Consider the following 26,418-nt stretch of genomic DNA (forward strand, 5'->3'; position numbering starts at 1 on the left):
CTATCGTTGTGAAATCAGATCGGTCAGACGCTTCTGGCTGTTACTAAGCGTGTTGCTGAGATCTTTTTTCCCCACCGTGACGTTATGCACCATGGAACTGATGATGCCGGACCCGGTAACATCGCCCATGCGTGTGAAGTTTTTGTCCCCCACCGCGCCAAACACCTGCACATTCGGGAACTGCGCAATCAGTTCGTAAGGCAGTTGTCCAAACGCTTTGATCACATCGTTGTTTTTCCAGGTATCGGTACCCACCACCAGCTTGTTCACCGGCAGTGCCGCGCCGGGCGACATCATGACCCAGTCGGTTGCGTTTTGAGCCTGCTCCATCCAGGTCACAAACTTTTCAGCCGCCTGAGTCTCATCTTCGGTTTGACCGGTGGTGATCGTCAGCGACGTGACCATGCCGTAAACGGCAGAAGAGGTTTCTGTTGGGACGACGAAGCCCAGGTTGGCAGGGTTTCCGTCCTGGAATACCGCCGGAAGGATGTAGGTGGAGTAAACCGCCATCGGCGCAGAACCGTTCATGAAGGCATCTTTGATCTCCATGACGTCGTTTGAACCCGGCATGGTGGTCGCGGCCAGATCTTTATAAAACTCCAGGGCTTTTGCCATTTCAGGGGTATCGATGTTGACGTTCCCTTTGGCATCAAAAACGTTCGCGCCGCCGGAAAGCGCAAACTGGGAGAATGCCTGCTCCGTCATCACGCTTTCGGCGGTGGGCAGCGCAATGCCGTAATGTTTTTTGGCCGGGTCGTTAAGGCTCTGGCTGGCTTTCAGCAGCTGCGCCCAGTTATGCGGCTCCTGGATACCCGCCGCAGCCAGTGCATCTTTGTGATACCAGACGCCGGATAGCCAGGCACTGACTGGCACACCCGTCCAGGCAGAACCGTCTTCCGTACGAACAACACGCAAGATGCCGTCATAGAAGGTGTCCTCGCCTACCGCTTTAATGGCTTCGCCGATAGCTTTGCGATCCAGCAGCTGTTCCTTGTCCATGACTTTCGCGTAGTCATGGCTGACTTCAATCACCTCTGGCAGCGCGCCCGTTCTGGCGAGCGTAATAACCTTGGTGTTGTAGGCATCCTCTTCGACCGGCACCTGTTTCACCGTGATGCCGGGGTTCTCTTTCTCGAACTTTTCGATAAGCTTCGTGATAACCGCCTGGCGCTCCTGCTCGACTGACGAGTGCATAAACTCAATGGTGACAGCAGACTTTTTGTCGTCCTTGCATCCTGATAACAAGGCGCACGAAACCAGTGCTGAAATCAGCACAATTCTGGGCATTTTCATTTTTAAGGTCCTTTTTAGTTTTCTTTAATCCACAACACCTGCCATGGATATAGGGTCAGCGTTTTATCTGTAATATCTTTCCCGGAAATCAACTCCGTTCCGGAATGAATATCGGATTCCACCGTTTGAATGCCATCACTGAAATTAAACAGCGCCGTTACTTTCTCACCACAATCCGCCACGCGAACGATTTTTAAAACATGTTTACCTGACGCACTGAAATAAGCTTCACTGTCAGGATGGAATGCTTTCTCCGCCCGACGCAGCGTGATTAACTGGCTTAACGAGCAATAGACCTGAGAACGCAGGCTATTTTTATCTTCAAGCAGGCTATCAATTTGCCCTGCCGTGTATTTCTCACGATTAATCGCACGGTTGTATCCCAGGCGTTCAACACCTGCATAATCATTACGGGAACCGAGAATGCTCTGGATATAAACCGCAGGCACGCCGGGGAAGCTTAAAAGGACGGCATGCGCCAGAATAAACCGGGCAATCCGTTGGCTATCAAGACTGTCACGCGTACTTAAAGCATCCAGATAGGTCACATTAATTTCATAAGGACTGCGTGTACCATCCGGGTTATTTTTCCAGTTAACCAACGCCCCTTCAGCCTGAAGTTTTTCCACAAGCGAGAGGATTTCCGACTCGGGTAAAATTCCGCGTAACGGATTCAGACCAATCCCGTCATGCGAGGCCAGGAAGTTAAACCAGGTGGTTTTCGTGGAAGGCAACGTCAGCGACGCTGCCCACTGGCTCAGCGTCCCGACGTCCTGAGAATGCACCGCATGCAGCACCAGCGGGGGCAAAGAGAACTGATAAACCATCTGCGCTTCATTTTCGCCGTCACCGAAGTAAGCAACGTTATCTTTATGCGGAACGTTCGTCTCGGTAATAATCACCGTTCCAGGGGCGACAGCCTCGGTAATCGCGCGGAAAAGCTGGATGAGCTGGTGGGTTTGCTCAAGGTGGATGCAGTTTGTTCCGGGTATTTTCCACATGAATCCCACCGCATCCAGACGAATGTATCGCGCCCCTTCAATCAGGTAATGCAGCAGCACGTCGACCATCGCGATCAGCACCTGCGGAGAGGCGAAATTGAGATCGACCTGGTCCTCGCTGAAGGTGGTCCACAGGTGTCGCACGCTGCCGTCATGCAGCGTGAAAGGTGTAAGAAGCGGTAAGGCACGCGGACGCGTCACCGCGGATAAGTCTGTTTCAGGATCGACAGAAATAAAGAAATCTTCATATCCTGGCATTTTCTTCAGGTAATTAGCGAACCATTTGCTTTTGGCTGACATATGGTTGCATACGAAATCGAACATTAAACTGGCTGACTGTTTTAATTCAGCAACGTCTCGCCACGTTCCGGTTTCCAGTGCAACCTCGTGATAATCGATAACAGAAAAACCGTCGTCCGAAGACCATGGATAAAAAGGCAAGAGATGAACATGAGAAAAAGAACGAGAAAGCCACCTGTTATAAAAACGTGTAAACACCGGTAGCGCCTTCTCCCCTTTCGCTGAAAACTGATCGGCATAGGTAATCAGGACAACGTCTTTTTCATCCCAACCCGTTTTACGTTTTTCCGTAATAACAGAAGCGGCATTTCCAATATTTTCCAGCAGCACATTAAGATGGGCATCAGAAAACGTTTCCCCGTAAACAAGATTAATGAGTTCTTTAATTTTTGTATTCATTTCATTTTCCATGGTAGCGGTCCCACGGAGTGGCAATCTACTCCCATGAAAAATATCTGTCAACGGACCAGAAAGGAGAAAAAGGTGATTGCAAAGCAGCTCAGCGCAATATTGTGAGCTGCCGCAAAGAAAGAACCCGGAAAAGAGGAAATGCGGTTAACCGTCGCCAGTCCCTCCCCCGTCAGGGAAAGGGCTAACGCCAGCAGGAATTATTGGGATAAGTAACGGCGAGAAAGCCGTTTTGCCACCTTTTGCAGCAGTGGTTCGAGCGCCACGGCCAGCACCATTCTGACCGGTTTGCGGGCAACGGATTTGATCGCCCAACCCGCCACGCCTGCCGGGCCGAACCGTAACGCGGTCAGCAGGACCAGTTTACCTGCGATTTTCAGGCCGGGTTTTACCTTCTGACCGGCCTGTTGCCAGTGTTGTTTCATCTCATCTCTCTCTTAAAGCTGACGAAAGCGACTTCTCAGCGTAAAGGTATCCGACGTGACATAGCGTTCCATTTCCCGTAGCCGCTTCTCACCGGCGGCGAGTTGCTCATCAACGGCATTGAGAAGATCGCTGCTGGTCGGGGCTCCCTCCGCAGCCAGTTCTACTTCCGGCATCGGGTCAAGAACAAACGACAGGACGATGTATGCCACCAGGGTAATAAACGCCAGGCCAAAGAAGATCGATAGCACCGCGACCACGCGGACCAGCTTGACCGGGACATCAAGATAGTGAGCCAGCCCGGCACAAACGCCGCGCACCATGCCCTGCTGTGGAATACGCCACAGCTTTTTGTTCAGATTCAGTCCAGACATTAACGGTCCCTCCAGTTTGGATGCTCAGCATCCAGGATGGCTTCCAGCGCCTGAATGCGTTCGCGCATTTTGTTCGCCTCGTCGGAGAGCTGTACCAGACGCTGTTGTTCACTCTGGGAGAGTTCGCCCCGAGAAGAACGGTTGCTGTAGTGCAGCCATAGCCAAATCGGCAAAACGAACAGCACGAAAATTGTCAGGGGAATGGCCAGAAAAAGCGCGCTCATGTGTACTCCTTGTCTTATGAGGCGGCACGCTCAGGTGCCGCAGGAATTATTATTGGTTGTCTTGCTTCATTTTGGCTTTAAGTGCCGCCAGCTGCTCGCTGATTTCATCATCAGCCTTCAGATCGGCGAACTGTTGATCCAGCGACTTCTGCTTGCCGATGCCGTGGCTTTCGGCTTCCGCTTCCATGTGGTCGATACGACGTTCAAACGATTCAAAACGCGCCATCGCTTCATCAAGCTTACCGCTGTCCAGCTGACGACGCACGTCGCGGGAAGAGCTTGCCGCCTGGTGACGCAGGGTCAGCGCCTGCTGACGCGCGCGGGTTTCGCTCAGTTTGTTTTCAAGCTCACCAATCTCTTTCTTCATACGGGTGAGCGTGTCGTCCACCAGCGTGACTTCATGCTCGAGCGTCGCGACCATATCAGCCAGCTTCTGTTTTTCGATCAGCGCCGCACGGGCCAGATCCTCTTTGTCTTTACGCAGCGCCAGCTCCGCTTTTTCCTGCCATTCGTTCAGCTGAGCGGTTGCCTGATCAATACGACGCGTAAGCTGTTTTTTCTCCGCCAGCGCGCGGGCAGAGGTTGAACGCACTTCAACCAGCGTGTCTTCCATCTCCTGAATCATCAGACGTACCAGCTTCTGCGGATCTTCCGCTTTCTCAAGCAGTGAGTTGATGTTGGCGTTCACGATGTCGGCAAAACGAGAAAAAATACCCATAATCAAATCCTCATAGTTCTGTTATCGGGCGATGCCCTGCTGTACGGATAATACAAACATCATGCCAGGTTTTTATCTTATTGATTTTTCAGAGTCTGATTGATTTTTGCGCAGCAACAGACTATTCTTCCCTGGTGAATATCGCTAAGGAGTGGTTAATTTCATCATGCCCGGATACAAAGACAATTTACTCGGCGAAGCAAACAGCTTTCTCGAAGTGCTGGAACAGGTCTCTCGCCTGGCGCCGCTCAATAAACCGGTGCTGATCGTCGGTGAACGCGGAACGGGGAAAGAGCTGATAGCCAACCGTCTGCATTACCTCTCCGGGCGCTGGGATGGCCCCTTCATTTCCCTTAACTGCGCGGCGCTGAATGAAAACCTGCTCGACACCGAGCTCTTCGGCCATGAAGCGGGGGCGTTTACCGGCGCCCAGAAACGCCATCCCGGACGCTTTGAGCGCGCCGACGGCGGTACGCTGTTTCTGGATGAGCTGGCCACCGCGCCCATGCTGGTGCAGGAAAAACTGCTGCGCGTGATTGAGTACGGCGAGCTGGAGCGCGTCGGCGGCAGCCAGCCGCTGCAGGTTAACGTACGCCTGGTGTGCGCCACGAACGCCAACCTGCCGGAGATGGTGGCGGAGGAGAAATTCCGTGCCGACCTGCTTGACCGCCTGGCCTTTGACGTCGTTCAGCTTCCACCCCTGCGCGAGCGCAGAAGCGACATCATGCTGCTGGCAGACCAGTTTGCGATTCAGATGTGCCGAGAGCTCGGACTGCCGCTGTTCCCCGGCTTCAGCGATTATGCGCAAGAGACGCTGCTGGCTTACCACTGGCCGGGAAATATCCGTGAACTGAAAAACGTCGTGGAGCGCTCCGTCTATCGTCACGGCAGCAGCGAGACGGAGCTGGACAATATCATTATCGATCCTTTTCAGCGCAGCGCAGCGCCGCTACCCACACCAGCGTCTTCAGGCGGTCTCCCTACTCTCCCCCTTGATTTACGCCAGTTCCAGAACGATCAGGAGAAACAGCTGCTGGAGCAAAGCCTGAAGACGGCGAAATATAACCAGAAACGGGCGGCTGAACTGCTGGGTCTGACCTACCATCAGTTAAGGGCATTGCTCAAAAAGCATCAAATGCGCTGACAATATCAGCACTTACCTGCAGACATTTTTACGAAGCAGGCGTAAGTGCGATACACTTTGCAGATCGAACCTAAAAACCTTAAAAATTATGCGTCTGGTTTTATCGTCCTTTTTAGCACTCGGTCTGTTTAGCAGCCTGGCCTTTGCCGCGCCCGGGCAAACTCCCCAGCCTGACATTCGTGACAGCGGCTTTGTCTATTGCGTAAGCGGCCAGGTGGATACCTTCAACCCGCAAAAAGCGGGCAGCGGCCTGATCGTGGATACCCTGGCCGCGCAGCTTTACGACCGTCTGCTTGATGTTGACCCATACACCTACCGTCTGGTGCCTGAGCTGGCGGAAAGCTGGGAAGTGCTGGATAACGGCGCAACCTACCGTTTTCACCTGCGCGATGACGTCGCGTTTCAGCGCACGCCTTGGTTTACCCCCACGCGCAGGCTGAACGCAGATGACGTGGTCTTCACCTTCCAGCGTATCTTTAACCGCAACCACCCGTGGCATAACGTTAACGGGGATAATTTCCCCTATTTCGACAGCCTGCAGTTTGCTGACACCGTCAAAAGCGTGCGCAAGCTGGACAATCGGACGGTTGAATTTACGCTGACGCGCCCGGATGCCTCCTTCCTCTGGCATCTGGCGACCCACTATGCGTCAGTCATGTCTGCTGAATACGCGGCGACCCTGACGAAAAAAGATCGTCAGGAGTTACTCGATCGTCAGCCGGTCGGCACCGGTCCGTTCCAGCTCGCTGAATACCGCGCCGGGCAGTATATTCGTCTGCAGCGTCATGAGCATTTCTGGCGCGGCACCCCGCTGATGCCGCAGGTGGTGGTCGATCTCGGTTCAGGTGGAACGGGACGTCTGTCGAAACTGCTCACCGGGGAGTGCGACGTGCTCGCCTGGCCCGCGGCCAGCCAGCTCACGATTTTGCGTGACGATCCGCGCCTGCGCCTGACGTTACGCCCCGGCATGAATATCGCTTATCTGGCCTTTAACACGGATAAGCCGCCGTTGAATAACCCTGCCGTACGCCACGCTCTGGCGCTGGCGATTAACAACCAGCGTTTGATGCAGTCGATCTACTACGGCACGGCGGAAACCGCCGCCTCAATTTTACCGCGCGCCTCGTGGGCCTATGACGGTGAAGCTAAAATTACGGAATACAATCCGGCAAAAGCGCGTGAACAGCTGAAGGCGCTGGGGGCGGAAAACCTCACTTTGCAGCTTTGGGTGCCAACCAGCTCCCAGGCGTGGAACCCGAGCCCGCTCAAGACCGCCGAACTGCTGCAGGCAGATATGGCGCAGGTGGGCGTTAAGGTGATCATCGTACCGGTTGAGGGCCGTTTCCAGGAGGCGCGCCTGATGGACATGAATCATGATTTAACCCTGACCGGCTGGGCGACCGACAGTAACGATCCGGACAGTTTCTTCCGGCCGCTGCTGAGCTGTGCGGCGATAAATTCGCAGACCAACTACGCCCACTGGTGTAACCGGGAGTTTGACGCCGTGCTGCAAAAAGCGCTGGCTTCCCAGCAGCTGGCCTCACGCATCGACGCCTATGATGAAGCGCAGAAGATCCTTGCCCAGGAGCTGCCGGTGCTGCCGCTGGCCTCTTCCCTGCGTCTTCAGGCCTATCGTTACGATATTAAAGGCCTGGTGCTGAGTCCGTTCGGCAACGCCTCGTTCGCCGGCGTGTCGCGTGAAAAAGAACAAGAGGTGAAAAAACCATGATTATTTTTACCTTACGTCGGCTCCTTTTGCTGCTGGTGACGCTCTTTTTCCTGAACTTTGTCGGCTTCAGCCTGAGCTATTTCACGCCCCACGCCCCGCTCCAGGGGTCGTCGCTGTGGGATGCCTGGCTGTTCTGGTTTAACGGGCTGCTGCACTGGGATTTCGGCGTGTCCAGCATTAACGGACAGCTGATTTCCCAGCAGTTGAAAGAGGTTTTCCCGGCCACGATGGAGCTGTGCATTCTGGCCTTCGGCTTTGCCCTGATGGTCGGGATCCCCGTGGGTATGCTGGCCGGGATCTATCGCAACAAATGGCAGGATAAGTTTATCAGCGCCCTCGCCCTGTTCGGCTTTTCCATCCCGGTATTCTGGCTGGCGCTGCTGCTGACGCTGTTCTTCTCGCTGACGATGGGCTGGCTGCCGGTTTCGGGTCGTTTTGACCTACTCTATACGGTGAAAACGGTGACGGGTTTTGCCATCATTGACGCATGGCTGTCCGATTCGGTGTGGCGCCATGAGATGATCGTCAGCGCCGTGCGCCATATGGTATTGCCGGTGCTGACGCTGGCGGTTGCGCCAACAACCGAAGTGATCCGCCTGATGCGCCTGAGCACTATCGAGGTGTTTGACCAGAACTACGTCAAAGCCGCGGCCACGCGCGGGTTGTCACGCCTGACCATACTGCGCCGCAACGTCCTGCACAACGCGCTGCCGCCGGTAATTCCGCGTCTGGGATTACAGTTTTCCACCATGCTAACGCTGGCGATGATTACCGAGATGGTCTTTAGCTGGCCAGGCCTGGGGCGATGGCTGATTAACGCCATCCGCCAGCAGGACTATGCCGCTATTTCTGCGGGCGTGATGGTGATTGGTTCGCTGGTGATTATTGTTAACGTGTTGTCCGATATTCTGGGTGCCATGGCTAACCCATTGAAGCATAAGGAATGGTATGCCTTACGATAGCGTATACAGTGAAAAGCGCACGCCCGGCGTGCTGCGTACCGTGTGGCGTAAATTCTATGGTGACACCACGGCGATGATCGGCCTTTACGGCTGCGCCGGCCTGGTGTTGCTTTGCGTCTTTGGCTCGTGGTTTGCGCCGTACGGCATCGACCAGCAGTTCCTTGGCTATCAGCTGCTGCCACCGTCCTGGTCGCGCTACGGTGAAGTCTCTTTCTTCCTGGGAACGGACGACCTCGGACGTGACGTGTTGAGCCGCCTGTTGAGCGGTGCAGCCCCGACGGTCGGCGGCGCATTTGTGGTGACGCTCGCGGCTACGATCTGCGGGCTGGCGCTCGGTATTTTTGCGGGATCCACCCATGGCCTGCGTTCGGCGGTCCTTAACCACATTCTGGATACGCTGCTGTCGATTCCATCCCTGCTGCTGGCAATCATTGTTGTTGCCTTTGCCGGTCCGCATCTGTCGCATGCCATGTTCGCCGTCTGGCTGGCTATCCTGCCCCGCATCGTGCGCTCGGTTTACAGCATGGTGCATGATGAGCTGGAAAAAGAGTACGTCGTCGCCGCGCGTCTGGACGGCGCGACGACCTTCAACATTCTGTGGTTTGCCGTGCTGCCCAACATCGCCGCCGGGCTGGTCACTGAGATCACCCGCGCCCTGTCGATGGCGATCCTGGACATCGCGGCGCTCGGCTTTCTCGACCTCGGTGCACAGCTGCCGTCGCCCGAATGGGGTGCGATGCTCGGCGACGCGCTGGAGTTGATCTACGTGGCACCGTGGACGGTCATGCTGCCGGGTGCGGCCATTATGGTGAGCGTGCTGCTTATCAACCTGCTGGGCGACGGTATTCGCCGTGCCATTAACGCGGGGGTGCAATAATGCCGCTTCTTGATATTCGCAACCTCACTATCGAATTCAAAACCGGTGAAGGCTGGGTTAAAGCCGTCGATCGCATCAGCATCACCCTTGCGGAGGGTGAAATTCGCGGGCTGGTGGGGGAATCCGGCTCGGGAAAAAGCCTGATTGCCAAGGCTATCTGCGGCGTGGCGAAAGACAACTGGCGCGTGACGGCAGACCGTATGCGTTTTGACGATATCGATCTGCTGCGTCTCTCCCCCCGCGAGCGGAGAAAGCTTGTCGGGCATAACGTCTCGATGATTTTCCAGGAGCCGCAGTCCTGTCTCGACCCGTCCGAACGCGTGGGTAAACAGCTCATGCAGAACATTCCCGGCTGGACCTATAAAGGCCGCTGGTGGCAACGCGTTGGCTGGCGCAAGCGCCGCGCCATCGAGCTTTTACACCGCGTTGGGATCAAAGATCACAAAGATGCGATGCGCAGCTTCCCCTATGAGCTGACCGACGGCGAATGTCAGAAAGTGATGATTGCCATCGCGCTGGCAAATCAGCCGCGTTTGCTGATTGCGGATGAGCCCACCAACGCGATGGAACCCACCACGCAGGCGCAAATTTTCCGCCTGCTGTCGCGTCTCAACCAGAATAACAACACCACCATTTTGCTGATCAGCCATGACCTGCAAATGCTCAGCAAATGGGCGGATAAAATTGACGTCATGTACTGCGGGCAAACGGTCGAAACCGCGCCGAGTGAAGATCTGATCGGCGCGCCGCATCATCCGTATACGCAGGCGCTTATCCGCGCCATTCCGGATTTTGGCAGCGCGATGCCGCATAAGAGCCGCCTAAATACCCTGCCGGGGGCGATTCCGCTGCTGGAATCCCTGCCGATAGGCTGTCGTCTGGGGCCAAGGTGCCCCTATGCTCAGCGTAAATGTATCGAGACGCCACGCCTGACCGGGGCCAAGAATCATCTGTACGCCTGTCATTTCCCGCTGAACATGGAGAGAGAGTGAAATGGTCGAAACCTTACTGGAAGTTCGCAACCTGAGTAAGACCTTTCGCTACCGTACGGGGCTGTTTCATCGTCAAACTGTCGACGCGGTGAAGCCGCTGAGCTTTACGCTGCGTGAAAAACAGACCCTGGCGATCATCGGCGAGAACGGTTCCGGGAAATCCACCCTGGCGAAAATGCTCGCCGGCATGGTTGAACCCACTGCAGGCGAAGTGTTGATTGACGATCATCCTCTGACGTTCGGCGATTACTCTTTTCGCAGCCAGCGCATCCGCATGATTTTCCAGGATCCCTCAACCTCGCTTAACCCGCGCCAGCGCATCTCTCAGATCCTCGATTTTCCGCTGCGCCTGAACACCGACCTGGAGCCAGAGGCGCGCCGTAAGCGCGTATTTGAAACCCTGCGTATGGTTGGGCTGTTGCCGGATCACGAAAGCTACTACCCGCATATGCTGGCCCCCGGCCAGAAACAGCGCCTGGGCCTGGCGCGTGCGTTGATTTTGCGGCCAAAAGTGATCATTGCGGATGAAGCGCTTGCCTCGCTGGATATGTCGATGCGCTCGCAGCTGATTAACCTGATGCTGGAATTGCAGGAAAAACAGGGGATCTCGTATATCTACGTCACCCAGCATCTGGGAATGATGAAGCACATCAGCGATCAGGTGATGGTCATGCACCAGGGGGAAGTCGTCGAGCGCGGCAGCACGGCGGATGTGATGGCCTCCCCGCTTCATGAGCTGACAAAACGGCTGATTGCCGGTCATTTTGGTGAAGCATTAACCGCCGATGCGTGGAGAAAGGACCGCTAAGCGCGACGCTCAACACAAATTGCCCCACTAAATTAAGGATTAAATAGCCTGCGTGCGCTATTTAATCCTTTAATTTTTCGTCTCCATCCCTGCTCCATATTTTAAGCAATATCAATCAACAGTTCTTCTCCAGAATATCCGGACATTACGGAGGAGAAGAAATGAACACCGCCACTTACATTTTAAAATACACAGAGTATCTCATCAGAAAATGCCGCTCATTTTTAATGACGGACCTGCATTTTCATACCGTGAGGCTTAAGAAAACAACCGGGGAAACCCCTGACATTAACTCGCCCACGACGTTGAGTGAAAAAATATGTCATCGTCTGGTCTATGACCATAATAACTTCTACACGATGCTTGCCGATAAACTCGCCGTTCGGGCATACGTTTCCTCCAGAACAACGCGCGTGAAAACGGTGCCATTAATCGGCGTTTATACCAGGCCGTCGCAGATTGATTTTTCAGTTCTTCCTGACAAATTCGTCCTTAAGTGCAACCATGACAGCGGCAGCACAATAATATGTACAAACAAAGCGCAATTTAATGAAAAAGAAGCGTGTAAAAAGCTGAGCCTCGCGTTAAAGAAAAATCTTTACTACACCACGCGCGAATGGCAGTACAAAAACATTACGCCGAGTATACTTTGCGAGCCGTTTGTCGATCTCTTCGACGATGCTGACAGGAACACAACGCCCGAAATGCTGAGGATCCATTGTTTTCACGGCGTTGCCCACTATGTAGAAGCGGATTTTACGGATGATAACGGCAAAGGGTTTATCAACGTTTATGACAGGTACTGGAACTTACAACCCTTCCGGATGGAATATCCAAATACTTCAGCAGAACCAGGCGAACCGCTCTTATTCCGCCAGGCTTTGTTGGCCTCCCAGGAGCTGGCGGATGGAATTGACTACTGCCGCGTTGACCTTATGCTAAAAAAAGATGAAATCTATTTCAGCGAAATAACCTTAAGCCCGAGACGCGGTAAGCTGACGATTACCCCGCAGGAGTGGGATGCTAAGTTAGGAAAAATATGGCATTTATCGCCGGCAGGCACATTTGACCTGCCGCTGAAGCTCACGAGTCGGGCCAGGTGAGTTTAAATATCGAGTGGTTTTGCGTCGATAAGGTATAGGTAACATCGCCACCATGAGCCAGCATGATGGCTTTTACCACCGACAAGCCCAAACCACAGCCTTCCGGGTTCACATGTCTGGCGCCATTATCGCGCTGAAAGGGCTGAAACAGGAAATCATGAAACTCTCTGGGGATGCCCGGTCCCCCGTCCTGAATAAGGATAAAATTGCCTTTATCAGAAACGCCATTTTTCACGATGAGCGTGCGCGAGGTTGAATAGTGTAAGGCATTATCAAATAAAACGGTCAAACACTGATTGATGCGTAATGGATCGAATACGCACTGCTGCTCCCTCAGGTCTGTATTGACGGTAAACGCCTTACGGCTGAACTCGGGCATGAACGTATCGAGTGCGTTCTGTATTGTCCCTTTTAGATCCGTTCTTGACTGGCATAACGTGTATCCCGCCCCGCCATCCGAACTGATAACCCGGAGATCTTCAATCAGGCGGGTTAACCCTTCCGTCTGTTTGAGAAGATTATTAAACAGCACCGGATCCGGGGTAAAAACGCCGTCAACCAACCCCTGAAGCCGTCCGCGTAAGATCGTGACAGGGGTTCTCAGCTCATGCGCAATAGCGGCATTCCAGGATTTCCTCTGAATATCCAGCGTCTGTAGTTTTTCCGCCATTTCATTGAAATCCGTCACCAGGTGATTGATCTCACCCAGCCGGGAACTGGCGCAGAATGCCCGGGCGTCCAGATCGCCCTGAGAAATCTTTTTCAGGCTGGACGCTACCGCGTTTAGCGGGGTGAGGATCCGCGATGACAGTTTGACCGTGAAAAAGAGGGCAATAATCATACTGATCGTAGTCGCGGTCCCAATCCATACCCAGTCCCACATCGTCATCTGCTCGTCATCGCCCGCAGCAGGGCCGCCCGGGAGGTGATCCAGAATAAAGGAGTAAAAAAACCAGGAGCCGAGTATGGCGATGGCAATGATCGTAAACGTCAGCAACAGCATATACGTTAAGATCTGACGGCTCAGAACAGACTCTTTGTTCATTTCTTTTCCCCAAGCCGGTAGCCCATGCCTCTGATGCTCTCGGGAACACCATAGAGGCCGGCAAGCTCCAGTTTTTTACGCAACTTGCTCATATGGCTGTCGACCGTTCTGTCGAGCGTATCCCCTTCCGGCAGACACGCGTTGAGCAGCTCTTCGCGGGAGCAGACCTTTCGCGGATATCTCACCAGGTATGTGAGCAATTTAAATTCGGTCGTCGTTAATACCGGGGAGACAACCTCTGCGCCCACGGTGACTTCCACGTAGAAGTCATCCGGATAGACCGTAATAAATGGCGTTCTGAGCGGCTGGGAACCCGCCTGCTGAAGCGCGGGTTTTGTCCTGCGCAGCACCGCCTCAACCCGGGCGACAACTTCAGAAGGGTTGAAGGGTTTGATCACGTAATCATCCGCGCCCAGCCTCAGCCCCATGAGCTTATCGACATCCTGATCGAGAGCGGAAACCATAATGACGGGGACAGCGCTTTCCTGACGAAGCGTGGTAAGTACGCTCCAGCCGTCACATACGGGCAGGTGAATGTCCAGCAATATGAGATCCGGTTTATGGAGGCGATTGAGCGCTATGGCCTGTTCGCCCTGCCTGGCTCGGAGCGTTTTCATTCCCGAACGATCCAGGTAGCTCATCAGTATATCGGCAATTTCGTCTTCATCTTCAACAACAAGGATCAGCGTATTTTTGTGCATTTTATCTCCGCGGGTGAAATCCCTTTGAGCTCGCTATCAGATATCTTTAGCACAATAAGACACAGCCTACGGGAAAAAGTGCCGTAGCTAAGAAAATTTCCCGGCTGATTTACCTGCCCGGTTATTTCTCCATACAGCCTACACATTCCGTCAATAATGACTCGACAATGCCCGTTCAAAATCGCTATTGAGACAAAACTCTTTTTACATTTAGCGTTGCACATTATCCCTGTTACTTAAAGACTTTATGAAGTTGGCTGAAATAATGAACATGGAACTTTCTAAATATTTCTCCCCTAAAAAGCTGGGCATATATTCCCTGTTCCTGCTGCTGTCCTGGGGATTACTTTATACCTGGCTGATGCTGGTACACAAAATGGATGAAAAAGTCGCCTCTACGCTGCTCTCTTCACCCATTATCTATGGCTTCATCGCATTATCGGTTGTCTCTCTGATAATCCAGAATAAAGCCGGCGCGTTGACTGAGCTACTCGTCGTCGCCTTCTGGCTGTTGGTGATTTTTGTTTATCTCATTATTACGTTCACCGTGCTGTTAAACGCGATGCCCGATATCGAGGATCTGGTCTTTTACTACGAGTGTTATTTGATCATTTTTTTTGGTGGAGCCCCGCTGTACCTTATTATGAGAATGATTTGAGCCGTTGCTCCACATAGCCTCCACAAACCGCCCATTTCCGCTAAACAGGCGCGCGGTAGACTCTCCCTCACGCTATTTTGCACAAAAATAACTCACCTAAGAATCTGATAAAACTTATCCATAATGATGAACCGTAATAATCTTCGTTCTTCTGAACCTGCCGGAGTGATGCACTCGCTAAAAAAACTCGCGATACGGCACCGGAAAAAACTGGTTGTCACTTTTTTCCTGGTGGTGGCCGAAAACGTGACGTTTTTACTTTATCCCGTTCTGGCTGGCATCGCGATAAATGCCATCCTCGCCGGTGAAACGCTTAACGCCGCGCTGTATGGCCTGATGGTGCTTTGCATGTGGTTCATCGGTGCGGCCAGACGAAGCGTAGACACGCGCACGTTTGCACGCATTTATGCCGGACTCGCGGTTTCCGTCGTCCTGGCACAGCGCAAATATCAGCTTAACCATTCGGCGATCGCCGCCAGGGTAACGCTCTCGCGCGAATATGTGGATTTCTTTGAAATGCACCTTCCCCTGCTTATTACCTCGCTGAGCTCACTTTTTGGTGCCGCAATCATGTTGCTGTTTATTGAATTTTGGGCCGGCGTCATGTGCTTTGCGATTGTATTTATCCTGCTCGGATTTGTCTCAGGATATGCCCGTAAAAATGAATGGCTGTTCATGCGCCTGAATAATCGGCTGGAAAAAGAAGTGGATTATGTCCATAAGGCGGGCACGGCTACCCTTCACCGCCATTACTCCACGCTGGCGCGTTTGCGTATCGCATTATCTGACCGCGAGGCGTGGGGTTATTTGTGGGTCGGCGTGCTTGTTGCCGCGCTTTTTACGCTGACCATCGTCTGGATGACGCGCTCAACCGGCATCACCGCCGGACATATTTACTCGGTGATGACCTACATGTGGATGTTCGCGACGAGCCTCGATGACGCGCCGCAGCTTCTTGAGAAATTTTCACAGCTCAGGGATATCGGCAAGCGCGTATCCACTGATGATGAAATTCACGTAACCGGACGTTAATTTAATGCCGCATTTTTTTATCGAACGCCCCGTTTTCGCCTGGGTAGTGGCGCTTTTTATCGTTCTGGCAGGGCTCCTGTCTATTCCCCGTTTGCCGGTTGCGCAGTATCCGGCGGTGGCGCCGCCTGGAATCATTATTTCCGTCAGTTACCCGGGGGCCAGCCCCGATATCATGAACACGTCGGTGGTATCGTTAATCGAGCGCGAAATCTCCGGCGTAGATAATTTGCTCTACTTTGAATCATCCAGTGACACAACCGGTTCGGCATCGATTACCGTCACCTTTAAACCGGGCACGGACATCAAGCTGGCGCAGATGGATCTGCAGAATCAGATTAAGATCGTCGAGCCTCGTCTGCCTCAGGCGGTAAGGCAAAACGGCATCAACGTCGAGGCCGCTAACTCTGGCTTTTTAATGATGGTGGGGCTGAAGTCGGCGACGGGTCAATTTGAGGAAGCCGATTTAAGCGACTATTTTGCCAGAAACGTCAGTGACGAGCTTCGTCGCGTGCCCGGCGTAGGGAAAGTTCAGCTGTTTGGCGGCGAAAAAGCGCTGCGCATCTGGCTGGATCCCATGAAGCTCCACGGCTACGGGCTTTCGGTAAGCGATGTTCTTACCGCCGTTGGCCAGCAAAATGCCCTGGTTTCGCCCGGCAAAACGGGAGATGAGCCAGCCTCTGCAGGACAAGGGGTGACGTATCCCATCACCGTGAAGGGACAGCTCTCCTCGGTTGAGGCGTTCAGGAATATCACCCTGAAATCTGACGCATCCGGTGCCCGCCTGAAACTGTCCGACATTGCGCGGATTGAATCTGGCCTGCAAAGCTACGCCTTTGGTATCCGTGAAAATGGCGTGCCCGCAACGGCGGCAGCAATCCAGCTCTCGCCTGGCGCGAATGCGATGAGCACGGCTTCCGGCGTACGGGCGCGCATCGACGAACTTTCCCGGGTGTTACCCGAAGGAATGGCGTTTACGATCCCCTTCGACACCGCGCCGTTCGTGAAACTTTCTATCATGAAGGTTGTTCAGACATTTGTAGAAGCGATGGTCCTCGTCTTCCTGGTTATGCTGCTGTTTCTGCACAAGATACGCTGTACGCTTATCCCGGCGATTGTTGCTCCCGTCGCACTTCTTGGCACATTCACCGTGATGCTATTGAGCGGCTACTCCATCAATATTCTGACGATGTTCGGCATGGTGCTGGCGATAGGGATTATCGTTGATGATGCCATCGTGGTCGTGGAGAACGTTGAACGACTGATGGAGGAAAAAAGCCTGTCCCCGCGTGACGCCACGCGGCAAGCCATGAAGGAAATCACCCCGGCGATTATTGGCATCACGCTGGTGCTGACCGCCGTCTTTATCCCCATGGGGTTTGCGGAAGGATCCGTCGGGATTATCTACCGACAATTTTGTATTTCCATGGCGGTTTCCATACTGCTGTCCGCGTTTCTTGCCCTGACGCTGACGCCTGCCCTGTGCGCAACGTTACTCAAGCCGCATAAGCCAGGAAAGAGAGGCGGAAGGTTCGCGGTCGGGTTTAACGCGCGCTTTCGTTCGCTCACCGCCAGTTACGAAGCCGGGCTGGGTGCCGTTCTGAAGCGAACCGGGCGAATGCTGCTCCTGTACGCTGCGCTTTGTGCTGCGCTGTTTCTGGGATTGTCTTCGCTACCGTCGTCCTTTCTGCCGGATGAAGATCAGGGCTACTTTATGTCCTCAATCCAGCTGCCTTCTGATGCCACGATGCAGCGTACCCTCAACGTGGTTAAAAAATTTGAAGAGGAAATCGCGGCCCGGCCGGATATTGAAAGCAACATTATGATCCTGGGGTTTGGATTTTCAGGTTCAGGACCAAACTCGGCTATGGCCTTCACCACGCTGAAGGACTGGAAAAATCGGCAGGGTTCGACGGCTCAGGGTGAAGCCGACCATATACAGGCCAGCATGGCAAACGTCTCTGATGCCGTCACGATGAGCCTGCTCCCGCCGGCCATTTCGGATATGGGCACCTCGTCGGGCTTCACCTGGTACGTACAGGACAGAGCGGGACTGGGCTACGAGGCGTTAAAGCGCGCTGCCGACGCGCTAGTCCTGCAGGCCAACCAGCGCCCTGAACTGAGTGACGTGTATATAGACGGTCTGCCGGAAGGAACAAGCCTCGCGCTCCAGGTGGACAGAGAAAAGGCGGAAGCGATGGGCGTCGCATTTGATGAAATCAACCAGACGCTCTCCGTCACCCTGGGCTCAAATTACGTCAATGACTATACGAACAACGGCCGCGTCCAGCAGGTGATTATTCAGGCCGATGCGCCCTACCGAATGCAGCCTGAGCAGATACTGACATTATCAGTGAAAAACCGGATGGGGCAGATGGTGCCGGTATCGACGTTTGCCACGCTTTCCTGGAACGTTGCGCCCCAGCAGTTGACGCGTTATCAGGGATATTCGGCTATTCGCATTACCGGAAATGCGGCGCCGGGAGAGTCCAGCGGCACCGCAATGAAGGTTATGGAGAGTTTGTCCAGAGATTTACCTCAGGGCATGGCTGGCGAGTGGGCAGGCAGTTCATTGCAGGAGAGAAAATCGGAATCTCAGCTTCCGGGCCTTATCGTCCTGTCGATACTGGTCGTGTTTATAGTTCTGGCCGCCCTGTATGAGAGCTGGTCTATTCCATTTGCGGTCATGCTGGTCGTTCCGCTGGGTCTTATCGGCGCGGTGATCGCGGTGTCCGTTGCCGGCATGACGAATGACGTTTTCTTCAAGGTCGGCCTGATTACGCTTATCGGCCTGTCGGCCAAGAACGCCATTCTGATTGTTGAATTTGCGAGGCAGCTCCATCGCCAGGGGCAGCCCCTGCTGGCGGCAACCATTCATGCCGCCGGCCAGCGTCTGCGCCCTATTCTGATGACGTCGTTAGCCTTCACCTTAGGGGTTGTTCCGTTGATGCTGGCCAATGGTGCGAGCGACAGTACGCAGCATGCCATCGGTACCGGCGTATTTGGCGGCATGATTAGCGGTACGCTTCTCGCCATTTTCTTCGTACCGGTTTTCTTTATCGTCATCGCGCGCTTCATCGACAATCTCAGGAAAGCGTGAATACCCTCGCGGGATCGCGCTTCCTCGCTGGTTGGATGAGGTGAACCTGTTGCCGGGTGATATACTGGACGAATGCTGAAATTTTGAGCCCCCGCGAGTCCGCGGCGCATTCTTCGGGACAGGCGTCTTCGGAGAACAGCGAGAAATATCGTGACACAAGGGGCTGTGAGTGGGCTATAATTTCGAGCTAATTTCGAATGATTTTGAAATACTGCCTGTAACGCTATGAATTACAAGGCAAAATTAGCAATGAATATAAGGATTAAAGCTATGGGTTTTCTTTCCGGTAAGCGCATTCTGGTGACTGGCGTTGCCAGCAAACTGTCCATCGCATACGGCATCGCACAGGCAATGCATCGCGAAGGCGCTGAGCTGGCGTTCACCTACCAGAACGACAAGCTGAAAGGCCGTGTTGAAGAGTTTGCCGCGCAGCTGGGTTCCAGCATCGTTCTGGAATGTGACGTTGCACAAGACGAAAGCATCGACGGCATGTTTGCTGAACTGGCAAAAGCATGGCCGAAATTCGACGGTTTCGTTCACTCCATTGGCTTCGCTCCTGGCGACCAGCTGGACGGCGACTACGTGAACGCGGTTACCCGTGATGGCTTCAAAATCGCTCATGACATCAGCTCCTACAGCTTCGTTGCGATGGCGAAATCCTGCCGCGCGATGCTGAACCCGGGCGCAGCCCTGCTGACCCTGTCCTATCTGGGCGCTGAGCGTGCTATCCCTAACTACAACGTTATGGGCCTGGCGAAAGCCTCTCTGGAAGCCAACGTACGCTACATGGCGAACGCAATGGGTCCTGAAGGCGTGCGCGTTAACGCCATCTCTGCAGGTCCTATCCGCACCCTGGCAGCTTCCGGTATTAAAGATTTCCGTAAAATGCTGGCACACTGCGAAGCGGTTACCCCGATTCGTCGTACCGTTACCATTGAAGATGTGGGTAACTCTGCAGCATTCCTGTGCTCTGACCTTTCCGCTGGTATCTCCGGCGAAGTGGTTCACGTTGACGGCGGCTTCAACATCGCTGCAATGAACGAGCTGGAAATTAAATAAGCTGTGACTCTCTTCCCTCCCGGGAAGAGAGTTTTCCCCCCGCATCACCCCTTCGTTATTCCGTTCTGCTATTTGTTATCACCTAACAATATTTTTCCCTTTATCTGCCTTACGCCAGGATATTGATCGCCATTTTGAGATCAAGGAACGCACATGGAACAACGCCGTTTTTCCGGCAAAGGCCACTGGTATCACGAGACCCAGTCGAACCACGCGCAGACAGATGTTCTGCCTCTGGTGCCCGAAGCCGCTAACGTCGACGATCGTTTTTTGCTCGATTTAGCCCTGCCTGATGAGATTGTCACCGCCTGTTCAGGCTGGCTTACCCCTGCCAGAGCCTTGTGCCACCAGCTGTTTCCGCTCTCGATTCCCGTGAACCGCCTGCATACGCTCAGCGCCTACGATCGGCTCAGCACCGCGCTAACGGTCGCCCAGGCCTGTGGGGTTCAGCGGCTTTGTAACCATTACGCCGCCCTCCTCGCCCCGCTTCCCGGCCCGGACTCCTCGCGCGAAAGCAACCGACGTCTGGCGCAAATTACGCAGTACGCCCGCCAGCTCGCCAGCTCTCCTGATGTGATTGATGATAAAGCGCAAAACCAGCTTGATGAGGTTGGCCTGTCAATATATGACATTGTGGTGATTAACCAGATTATCGGGTTTATCGGTTTTCAGGCGCGCGTGGTCGCGGTTTTTCAGGCGCTGTTAGGACACCCCGTTCGCTGGTTGCCAGGCCATCATATTCAGCCGCACACGCTGCCCGCGAGCCACGCCGCCTGGGTGCCGCTATTGCCCGTCGTCGAGCTGCGCTATGCGAGTGCGCATCAGCTTGAGTCGCTGTCCCGCTGGCAGGCAGAACCCGCGCTGGAGGCGCTGACGCCGGTCCTTTGCCATGAGCCTTCGCTGCTCGACCTGACCGGAGAAATCCTGTTAAACACCCGCGAAGCGATCCCGCTGACGTCCCCCGCACTTTCGGCGGCGGTCGAACTGCTGACGCGCTCTCCGGACCGCTTCAGCGCCGCGCAGTTTACCCCGCTCACGGATCAGGGACTCCCCGGCGAACATGCCATCACGCTGCTTACCCGCAGCGCGTTTGATGGCTGGCTCAATCGTCTGAAAGTCGCGTTTGGTAAAGAGGAATAACCATACTAATTACCCAAAGAGCGCTTGCTGAGACAGTGAGAATCGCGTAAAACTGTCAGCCGCTCAATGGCTACGAAAATAGAACATTATGTTTCAGGACAACCCGCTGCTAGCGCAGCTTAAACAGCAACTGCATTCCCAGACGCCGCGTGCAGAAGGGGTCGTAAAAGCCACGGAAAAGGGCTTTGGCTTCCTTGAGGTTGACGCGCAGAAAAGCTACTTCATTCCGCCTCCGCAGATGAAGAAAGTGATGCATGGCGATCGCGTCATGGCCGTCATTCATACCGAGAAGGACCGCGAGTCTGCCGAGCCGGAAGAACTGATCGAACCGTTCCTGACCCGTTTTGTGGGCAAGGTGCAGAGAAAAGACGATCGTCTTGCTATCGTGCCGGATCATCCCCTGCTGAAAGATGCCATTCCCTGCCGCGCCGCCCGTGGCGTTGAGCATGATTTTAAAGATGGTGACTGGGCCGTAGCAGAAATGCGCCGTCATCCTCTGAAAGGCGATCGCGGTTTTTATGCTGAGCTGACCCAGTTCATCACCTTTGGCGCCGACCATTTCGTGCCATGGTGGGTCACGCTGGCACGCCACAATCTTGAAAAAGAAGCGCCGAACGGCGTAGCGACCGAGATGCAGGACGAAGGTCTGACGCGCCGCGATCTCACCGCGCTGGAGTTTGTCACCATCGACAGCGCCAGCACGGAAGATATGGATGACGCGCTGTACGCTGAAGAGAGCGCCGATGGCAAACTGCATCTGACCGTCGCCATTGCCGATCCAACCGCCTGGATTTCCGAAGGCAGCAAGCTGGATGACGCGGCGAAAATCCGTGCGTTCACCAACTACCTGCCGGGCTTCAATATTCCGATGCTGCCGCGCGAATTGTCAGACGATCTCTGCTCGCTGCGTCCAAATGAAGTGCGCCCGGTCCTTGCCTGCCGCATGACTATCGCCGCAGATGGCGCGATTGAAGACGATATCGAGTTCTTTGCCGCCACCATCGAATCGAAAGCCAAGCTGGCCTACGATAACGTCTCCGACTGGCTTGAAAATACCGGTAGCTGGAAACCTGAATCAGACGCCATTGCCGCGCAAATCCGTCTGCTGCATCGCATCTGCCTGAACCGCGGCGAGTGGCGTAAAACCCACGCGCTGGTGTTCAAAGACCGCCCGGATTATCGCTTTGTTCTGGGCGAGAAAGGCGAAGTGCTGGACATCGTGGCCGAACCGCGACGCATTGCGAACCGCATCGTTGAAGAGGCGATGATTTCCGCCAACATCTGTGCCGCACGCGTGCTGCGCGACAGGCTGGGCTTTGGCATTTACAACGTCCACACTGGGTTTGATCCGGCGAATACCGAAGCGCTGGCGGCCCTGCTGAAAAATCACGATGTGCACGTTGATCCGGAAGAAGTGCTGACGCTGCCGGGCTTCTGCAAGCTTCGCCGCGAGCTGGACGCGCAGCCGTCGGGCTTCCTGGACAGCCGCATTCGTCGCTTCCAGTCCTTCGCTGAAATCAGCACCGAGCCTGGCCCGCACTTTGGCCTTGGCCTCGAAGCTTACGCCACCTGGACATCGCCGATCCGTAAGTATGGCGATATGGTTAACCACCGCCTGCTGAAAGCGATTATCAAAGGTGAAACCATTGCCCGTCCTCAGGAGGACACCACGCTGCAGATGGCCGATCGTCGCCGTCTGAACCGCATGGCCGAGCGTGACGTTGGTGACTGGCTGTACGCACGCTTCCTGCAGGATAAAGCCGGTACGGATACCCGTTTCGCCGCAGAGATCATCGATATCAGCCGCGGGGGCATGCGCGTCCGTCTGGTCGATAACGGTGCTGTCGCGTTTATTCCTGCGCCGTTCCTGCATGCGGTTCGTGACGAAATGGTCTGTAGCCAGGAAAACGGTACCGTGCAAATTAAAGGTGAAACAGTTTACAAAGTCACCGACGTGATTGACGTTACTATCGCCGAAGTTCGCATGGAAACCCGCAGTATTATCGCGCGCCCTGTCGCCTGATAACCGGTTCAATTGTCGGCCGTTTCCTTTCCGGAAGGGCCGACAATTTTTCTTTTTATCCCCGCCACAAAATCATTATTTTTCCTTACTATTTTCAGTATCCCTTCGCCCAAAACCGCCATAATTATCTACAGTAAAAGAGTGTTGTTATATTCGGTTACGTGAATTTCTATACGCTCAGTATCCTTTTTAACCTGACTCGTTTTATTATAATAAAGCAGGGAAAAACAACAGGTTAACTTCGGTTTTGCCGCTGTTTCTCAACGGAAAAGTCGACAGCAAATGAATAATTTGTGCGCTAATGAACAGCTGCGGGAGAAAACATGATGGACGATCTGGAGCAGAATTTGCTGTTTCGCTACATGGGGACTCACAGCCCGTGGTGGCGCCTGTCAGCTGACAGCAACGCTCTGCACCTTTCCACCAGCGAAAATGCCGATGTCACTCAGGTCGTGGCGCTGGACGATGAACAGGCCGATCTCATCCGTCATTTAACCGTTATTACCTCCAGCATTTCCATGTCGCTCTCCCTGTACGGGGAAGATGTCCCGGTTCATCTTGTGGGACGTAAAATTACCCGCAACGAGTGGGCAGGCACCGCTTCCGCCTGGAACGATACGCCCTCCGTGGCGCGCGATCTGGCTCAGGGGCTCTCTTTCGCGGAGCAGGTTGTCTCTGAGGCCAACTCCGTCATTGTTATTCTCGATCAGCACGGCAATATTCAGCGTTTTAACCGGCTTAGCGAAGAGTACACCGGCCTGAAAGAGCAAGAAGTCATTGGTCAGAACGTATTTAAGCTGTTTATGAGCCGCAGCGAAGCGGCAGCCTCAAAGCGCAATATTACCGGTTTTTTTCGCAACGGCAGTTCCTACGAAGTCGAACGCTGGATCAAAACGCGTAAAGGGCAGCGCCTGTTTCTGTTCAGAAACAAATTCGTGCACAGCGGCAGCGGTAAAAATGAAATTTTCCTTATCTGTTCCGGGACAGATATTACCGAGGAGCGCCGCGCTCAGGAGCGGCTGCGCGTGCTGGCCAATACCGATACCATCACCGGCCTGCCAAACCGCAATGCGATCCACGATCTGATTTCTGACGCCATCGATAACCGCGGCGACACGCAAGTGGGCGTGGTGTATCTCGATCTGGATAACTTTAAAAAGGTCAACGACGCTTACGGGCATATGTTTGGCGATCAGCTGTTGCAGGCTGTCGCCCTCGCCATTTTGAGCTGTCTGGATGAAGAACAGGTGCTGGCGCGTCTTGGCGGCGATGAGTTTATCGTCATGGCTACCAATACCTCTCAGGGCTCTCTGGAGGCGATGGCGTCGCGCATTTTAACCCGCCTGCGCCAGCCGTTCCGAATCGGTCTGATTGAGATTTATACCGGCTGCTCTCTGGGTATTGCCCTCGCCCCGCAGCACGGAAACGACCGGGAAAGCGTTATTCGCAACGCCGATACCGCCATGTACACTGCCAAAGAGAACGGCCGGGGCAAGTTCTGCGTCTTCTCACCCGAGATGAACCAGCGCGTGTTTGAGTATCTCTGGCTGGATACCAACCTGCGCAAGGCACTGGATAACGATCAGCTTCTGATCCACTATCAGCCGAAAATAACCTGGCGTGGAGAAGTCAGAAGCCTTGAAGCGCTGGTCCGCTGGCAATCGCCAGAACGCGGCCTGATCCCGCCGCTGGAGTTTATCTCTTATGCCGAAGAGTCGGGGTTGATTGTGCCGCTGGGCCGTTGGGTGATGCTCGATGTGGTTCGCCAGGTGGCAAAATGGCGCGATAAGGGAATAAACCTGCGCGTGGCGGTGAACGTCTCTGCACGCCAGCTGGCCGACCAGACCATCTTCAGCGACTTAAAGCAGGCGCTGAAGGATCTGAATTTTGAATACTGCCCGGTCGACGTTGAGTTGACCGAAAGCTGTCTTATCGAAAATGAAGAGCTGGCGCTGTCCGTGATCCAGCAGTTCAGCCGACTCGGGGCGCAAATTCATCTGGATGATTTTGGCACCGGCTACTCTTCCCTTTCTCAGCTGGCCCGCTTCCCTATCGACGCCATTAAGCTCGATCAATCTTTCGTCAGGGATATTCATAAGCAGTCTATTTCCCAGTCACTGGTGCGCGCTATCGTCGCGGTGGCGCAGGCGTTAAATCTGCAGGTGATTGCCGAGGGTGTGGAGAATGCAAAAGAAGACGCCTTTCTGACCAAGAACGGCGTCAACGAACGGCAGGGTTTTCTGTTTGCTAAGCCGATGCCCGCTGCCGCATTCGAGCGATGGCTAAAACGATATCAAGCGCGAAATCAACGTTAACTGGCTTTACGCAGGCCCGCCGCGTGATGGCGGTTTTGCAGCGTGACCAGACGCTCCATGTAGGCGATATCTTTCGGCTCCAGGCAGAAAGCGGCATCAACCCAGTCTTCCGTGATGTCCATCAGTTCACTGCGAGGCAATTGCAGAACGCGCGTACGGGCGCGCAGCATCGCCCTTACGCCATTCAGTTTTGGCCGCAGCGTGTCGATGAAGGTTCGGGTAGAGACATAGCTTTGTGCCGGTTCAAACAGGACATCCACCAGCCCGTGCTGTTCGTACCATTCAGCCGTATGGGATTCCCCTTTGTAGATAAGTTCCTCCGCCAGCTTCATGCCTGCACGGCGTGCAACGAGGGAATATCCACCCATACCCGGAAACAGGTTGAAGGCTATCTCCGGGAAACCTAAACGGGCATCGCGCTGAGCCAGGACGAAATGGTGCGCCAGAGCGGCCTCAAACCCGCCCCCTAACGCACTGCCTTCTACCATTGCCAGAGTGATGGCTCCCGTATCAAACCCCCGTGAGGCCGCATGGACGCAATCAACGCAGGCGCGAGCGTACGCCCGTAACGCTTCCCGACGTCCGTTCTGAATGCACCCGACGAAGAACTGTAAATCACCGCCCGTATTGTACATCTCGGGAACCAGCGATCCGGTTACCCAAAAATCAACCGCAAACCCAGACTGGCGAACCAGCCATGAAAAGTTCATGATCTCCTCTATTAACGCATGGTTAAAGCAAGGACGTGGCTGAGCCCGCAGCATCATCCAGACCGTGTGACGCTCCGCCTCGTAATACCCTGACAGCTGCGTGAACCGTTCAGTATCGGTAAACAGTGTGCAGGTAGGCTGATTGATAACTGTCATAGTCTAATTCCTCTTATAAAAAAGCGCCTTGCGCGCAGTTTTAGACTAATCCAGTCATTAAGCCTGCTGCATGAGGGGGAATAAATTTATCACTTACGTTTATGTAATTTAGTTATTGCATTTTTT

23 protein-coding genes are annotated in these 26,418 nt (G+C 54.2%); 14 read left to right on the top strand and 9 right to left on the bottom strand.

Annotation, left to right across the window (positions count from 1 at the left end):
- The 6 genes from LBF07_RS01010 to pspA all read right to left on the bottom strand — a co-directional run bounded on the left by LBF07_RS01010 (position 1) and on the right by pspA (position 4,741).
- The gene (locus LBF07_RS01010; protein ID WP_094935716.1) at positions 1-1,293 is read right to left on the bottom strand and encodes an ABC transporter substrate-binding protein; all 1,293 of its coding nucleotides are present in this window, start codon (positions 1,291-1,293) and stop codon (positions 1-3) included.
- 14 nt (positions 1,294-1,307) lie between these two features.
- Positions 1,308-3,005, bottom strand: a complete 1,698-nt coding sequence (locus tag LBF07_RS01015) for a sugar phosphorylase (RefSeq protein WP_112778284.1) — start codon at positions 3,003-3,005, stop codon at positions 1,308-1,310.
- 197 nt (positions 3,006-3,202) lie between these two features.
- The gene (pspD, locus tag LBF07_RS01020; RefSeq protein ID WP_023312043.1) at positions 3,203-3,427 is read right to left on the bottom strand and encodes a phage shock protein PspD; all 225 of its coding nucleotides are present in this window, start codon (positions 3,425-3,427) and stop codon (positions 3,203-3,205) included.
- 12 nt (positions 3,428-3,439) lie between these two features.
- Entirely contained in the window at positions 3,440-3,799 is a 360-nt protein-coding gene (pspC, locus tag LBF07_RS01025) for an envelope stress response membrane protein PspC (RefSeq protein ID WP_094935684.1), read from the bottom strand.
- Positions 3,799-4,023, bottom strand: coding sequence for an envelope stress response membrane protein PspB (gene pspB, locus LBF07_RS01030; protein ID WP_023312045.1), 225 nt, complete (start codon positions 4,021-4,023; stop codon positions 3,799-3,801). Before pspB ends, pspC begins: the two co-directional genes overlap by 1 nt.
- Before the next feature lie 49 nt (positions 4,024-4,072).
- Complete coding sequence (gene pspA / locus LBF07_RS01035; RefSeq protein ID WP_048976565.1) at positions 4,073-4,741, bottom strand: phage shock protein PspA; 669 nt, start codon at positions 4,739-4,741, stop codon at positions 4,073-4,075.
- 166 nt (positions 4,742-4,907) lie between these two features.
- On the opposite strand from pspA, the gene pspF reads away from it, so the two are divergent.
- The 7 genes from pspF (at position 4,908) to LBF07_RS01070 (ending at position 12,356) form a co-directional block, all read left to right on the top strand.
- Positions 4,908-5,885 (top strand): phage shock protein operon transcriptional activator, encoded by a 978-nt coding sequence (pspF, locus tag LBF07_RS01040; protein ID WP_073000632.1) that lies wholly within the window; start codon positions 4,908-4,910, stop codon positions 5,883-5,885.
- 88 nt (positions 5,886-5,973) lie between these two features.
- On the top strand, positions 5,974-7,614 hold the full coding sequence (gene sapA, locus LBF07_RS01045) for an ABC transporter substrate-binding protein SapA (RefSeq protein WP_094935683.1): 1,641 nt from the start codon (positions 5,974-5,976) through the stop codon (positions 7,612-7,614).
- Complete coding sequence (gene sapB, locus LBF07_RS01050) at positions 7,611-8,576, top strand: putrescine export ABC transporter permease SapB (RefSeq protein WP_023312049.1); 966 nt, start codon at positions 7,611-7,613, stop codon at positions 8,574-8,576. Before sapA ends, sapB begins: the two co-directional genes overlap by 4 nt.
- Positions 8,563-9,453: a putrescine export ABC transporter permease SapC gene (gene sapC / locus LBF07_RS01055; protein ID WP_032656751.1), complete on the top strand. Its 891-nt coding sequence runs from the start codon at positions 8,563-8,565 to the stop codon at positions 9,451-9,453. Before sapB ends, sapC begins: the two co-directional genes overlap by 14 nt.
- Complete coding sequence (sapD, locus tag LBF07_RS01060; protein ID WP_033145732.1) at positions 9,453-10,445, top strand: putrescine export ABC transporter ATP-binding protein SapD; 993 nt, start codon at positions 9,453-9,455, stop codon at positions 10,443-10,445. The genes sapC and sapD overlap by 1 nt, the downstream gene beginning before the upstream one ends.
- 1 nt (position 10,446) lies before the next feature.
- Entirely contained in the window at positions 10,447-11,253 is an 807-nt protein-coding gene (gene sapF, locus LBF07_RS01065) for a putrescine export ABC transporter ATP-binding protein SapF (RefSeq protein ID WP_023312051.1), read from the top strand.
- Between the two features lie 161 nt (positions 11,254-11,414).
- Entirely contained in the window at positions 11,415-12,356 is a 942-nt protein-coding gene (locus LBF07_RS01070; protein WP_094935682.1) for an ATP-grasp fold amidoligase family protein, read from the top strand.
- Here LBF07_RS01070 and LBF07_RS01075 read toward each other — a convergent pair.
- Both LBF07_RS01075 and LBF07_RS01080 read right to left on the bottom strand, forming a co-directional pair.
- Positions 12,337-13,401: an ATP-binding protein gene (locus LBF07_RS01075; protein ID WP_033145734.1), complete on the bottom strand. Its 1,065-nt coding sequence runs from the start codon at positions 13,399-13,401 to the stop codon at positions 12,337-12,339. The two genes, LBF07_RS01070 and LBF07_RS01075, sit on opposite strands and share 20 nt — an antisense overlap.
- A complete protein-coding gene (locus tag LBF07_RS01080; RefSeq protein ID WP_039262917.1) occupies positions 13,398-14,102 on the bottom strand; it encodes a response regulator in 705 nt (234 codons plus the stop codon). The genes LBF07_RS01075 and LBF07_RS01080 overlap by 4 nt, the downstream gene beginning before the upstream one ends.
- A 247-nt stretch (positions 14,103-14,349) precedes the next feature.
- On the opposite strand from LBF07_RS01080, the gene LBF07_RS01085 reads away from it, so the two are divergent.
- The 7 genes from LBF07_RS01085 (at position 14,350) to pdeR (ending at position 25,426) form a co-directional block, all read left to right on the top strand.
- On the top strand, positions 14,350-14,760 hold the full coding sequence (locus LBF07_RS01085; protein WP_094935681.1) for a transporter: 411 nt from the start codon (positions 14,350-14,352) through the stop codon (positions 14,758-14,760).
- Positions 14,761-14,928: 168 nt separating this feature from the next.
- Positions 14,929-15,792 carry an ABC transporter six-transmembrane domain-containing protein gene (locus LBF07_RS01090; protein WP_109844029.1) on the top strand — a complete coding sequence of 288 codons (864 nt, stop codon included), beginning with the start codon at positions 14,929-14,931 and terminating at the stop codon, positions 15,790-15,792.
- Between the two features lie 4 nt (positions 15,793-15,796).
- Positions 15,797-18,889, top strand: a complete 3,093-nt coding sequence (locus LBF07_RS01095; protein WP_094935680.1) for a multidrug efflux RND transporter permease subunit — start codon at positions 15,797-15,799, stop codon at positions 18,887-18,889.
- 270 nt (positions 18,890-19,159) lie between these two features.
- Positions 19,160-19,948: an enoyl-ACP reductase FabI gene (fabI, locus tag LBF07_RS01100; RefSeq protein WP_003856831.1), complete on the top strand. Its 789-nt coding sequence runs from the start codon at positions 19,160-19,162 to the stop codon at positions 19,946-19,948.
- Between the two features lie 153 nt (positions 19,949-20,101).
- Positions 20,102-21,088 (top strand): CMD domain-containing protein, encoded by a 987-nt coding sequence (locus LBF07_RS01105; RefSeq protein WP_094935679.1) that lies wholly within the window; start codon positions 20,102-20,104, stop codon positions 21,086-21,088.
- Positions 21,089-21,176: 88 nt separating this feature from the next.
- On the top strand, positions 21,177-23,111 hold the full coding sequence (locus LBF07_RS01110) for an exoribonuclease II (protein ID WP_094935678.1): 1,935 nt from the start codon (positions 21,177-21,179) through the stop codon (positions 23,109-23,111).
- 323 nt (positions 23,112-23,434) lie between these two features.
- Positions 23,435-25,426 carry a cyclic di-GMP phosphodiesterase gene (pdeR, locus tag LBF07_RS01115; RefSeq protein WP_029740520.1) on the top strand — a complete coding sequence of 664 codons (1,992 nt, stop codon included), beginning with the start codon at positions 23,435-23,437 and terminating at the stop codon, positions 25,424-25,426.
- On the opposite strand, the gene LBF07_RS01120 is transcribed toward pdeR, so the two are convergent.
- A complete protein-coding gene (locus tag LBF07_RS01120; RefSeq protein WP_094935677.1) occupies positions 25,423-26,292 on the bottom strand; it encodes a crotonase/enoyl-CoA hydratase family protein in 870 nt (289 codons plus the stop codon). The genes pdeR and LBF07_RS01120 overlap by 4 nt on opposite strands.
- Between the last annotated feature and the right edge of the window lie 126 nt (positions 26,293-26,418).

The organism is Enterobacter cloacae complex sp. ECL352 (genome assembly GCF_020149545.1).
Lineage (GTDB): Bacteria > Pseudomonadota > Gammaproteobacteria > Enterobacterales > Enterobacteriaceae > Enterobacter > Enterobacter asburiae_B.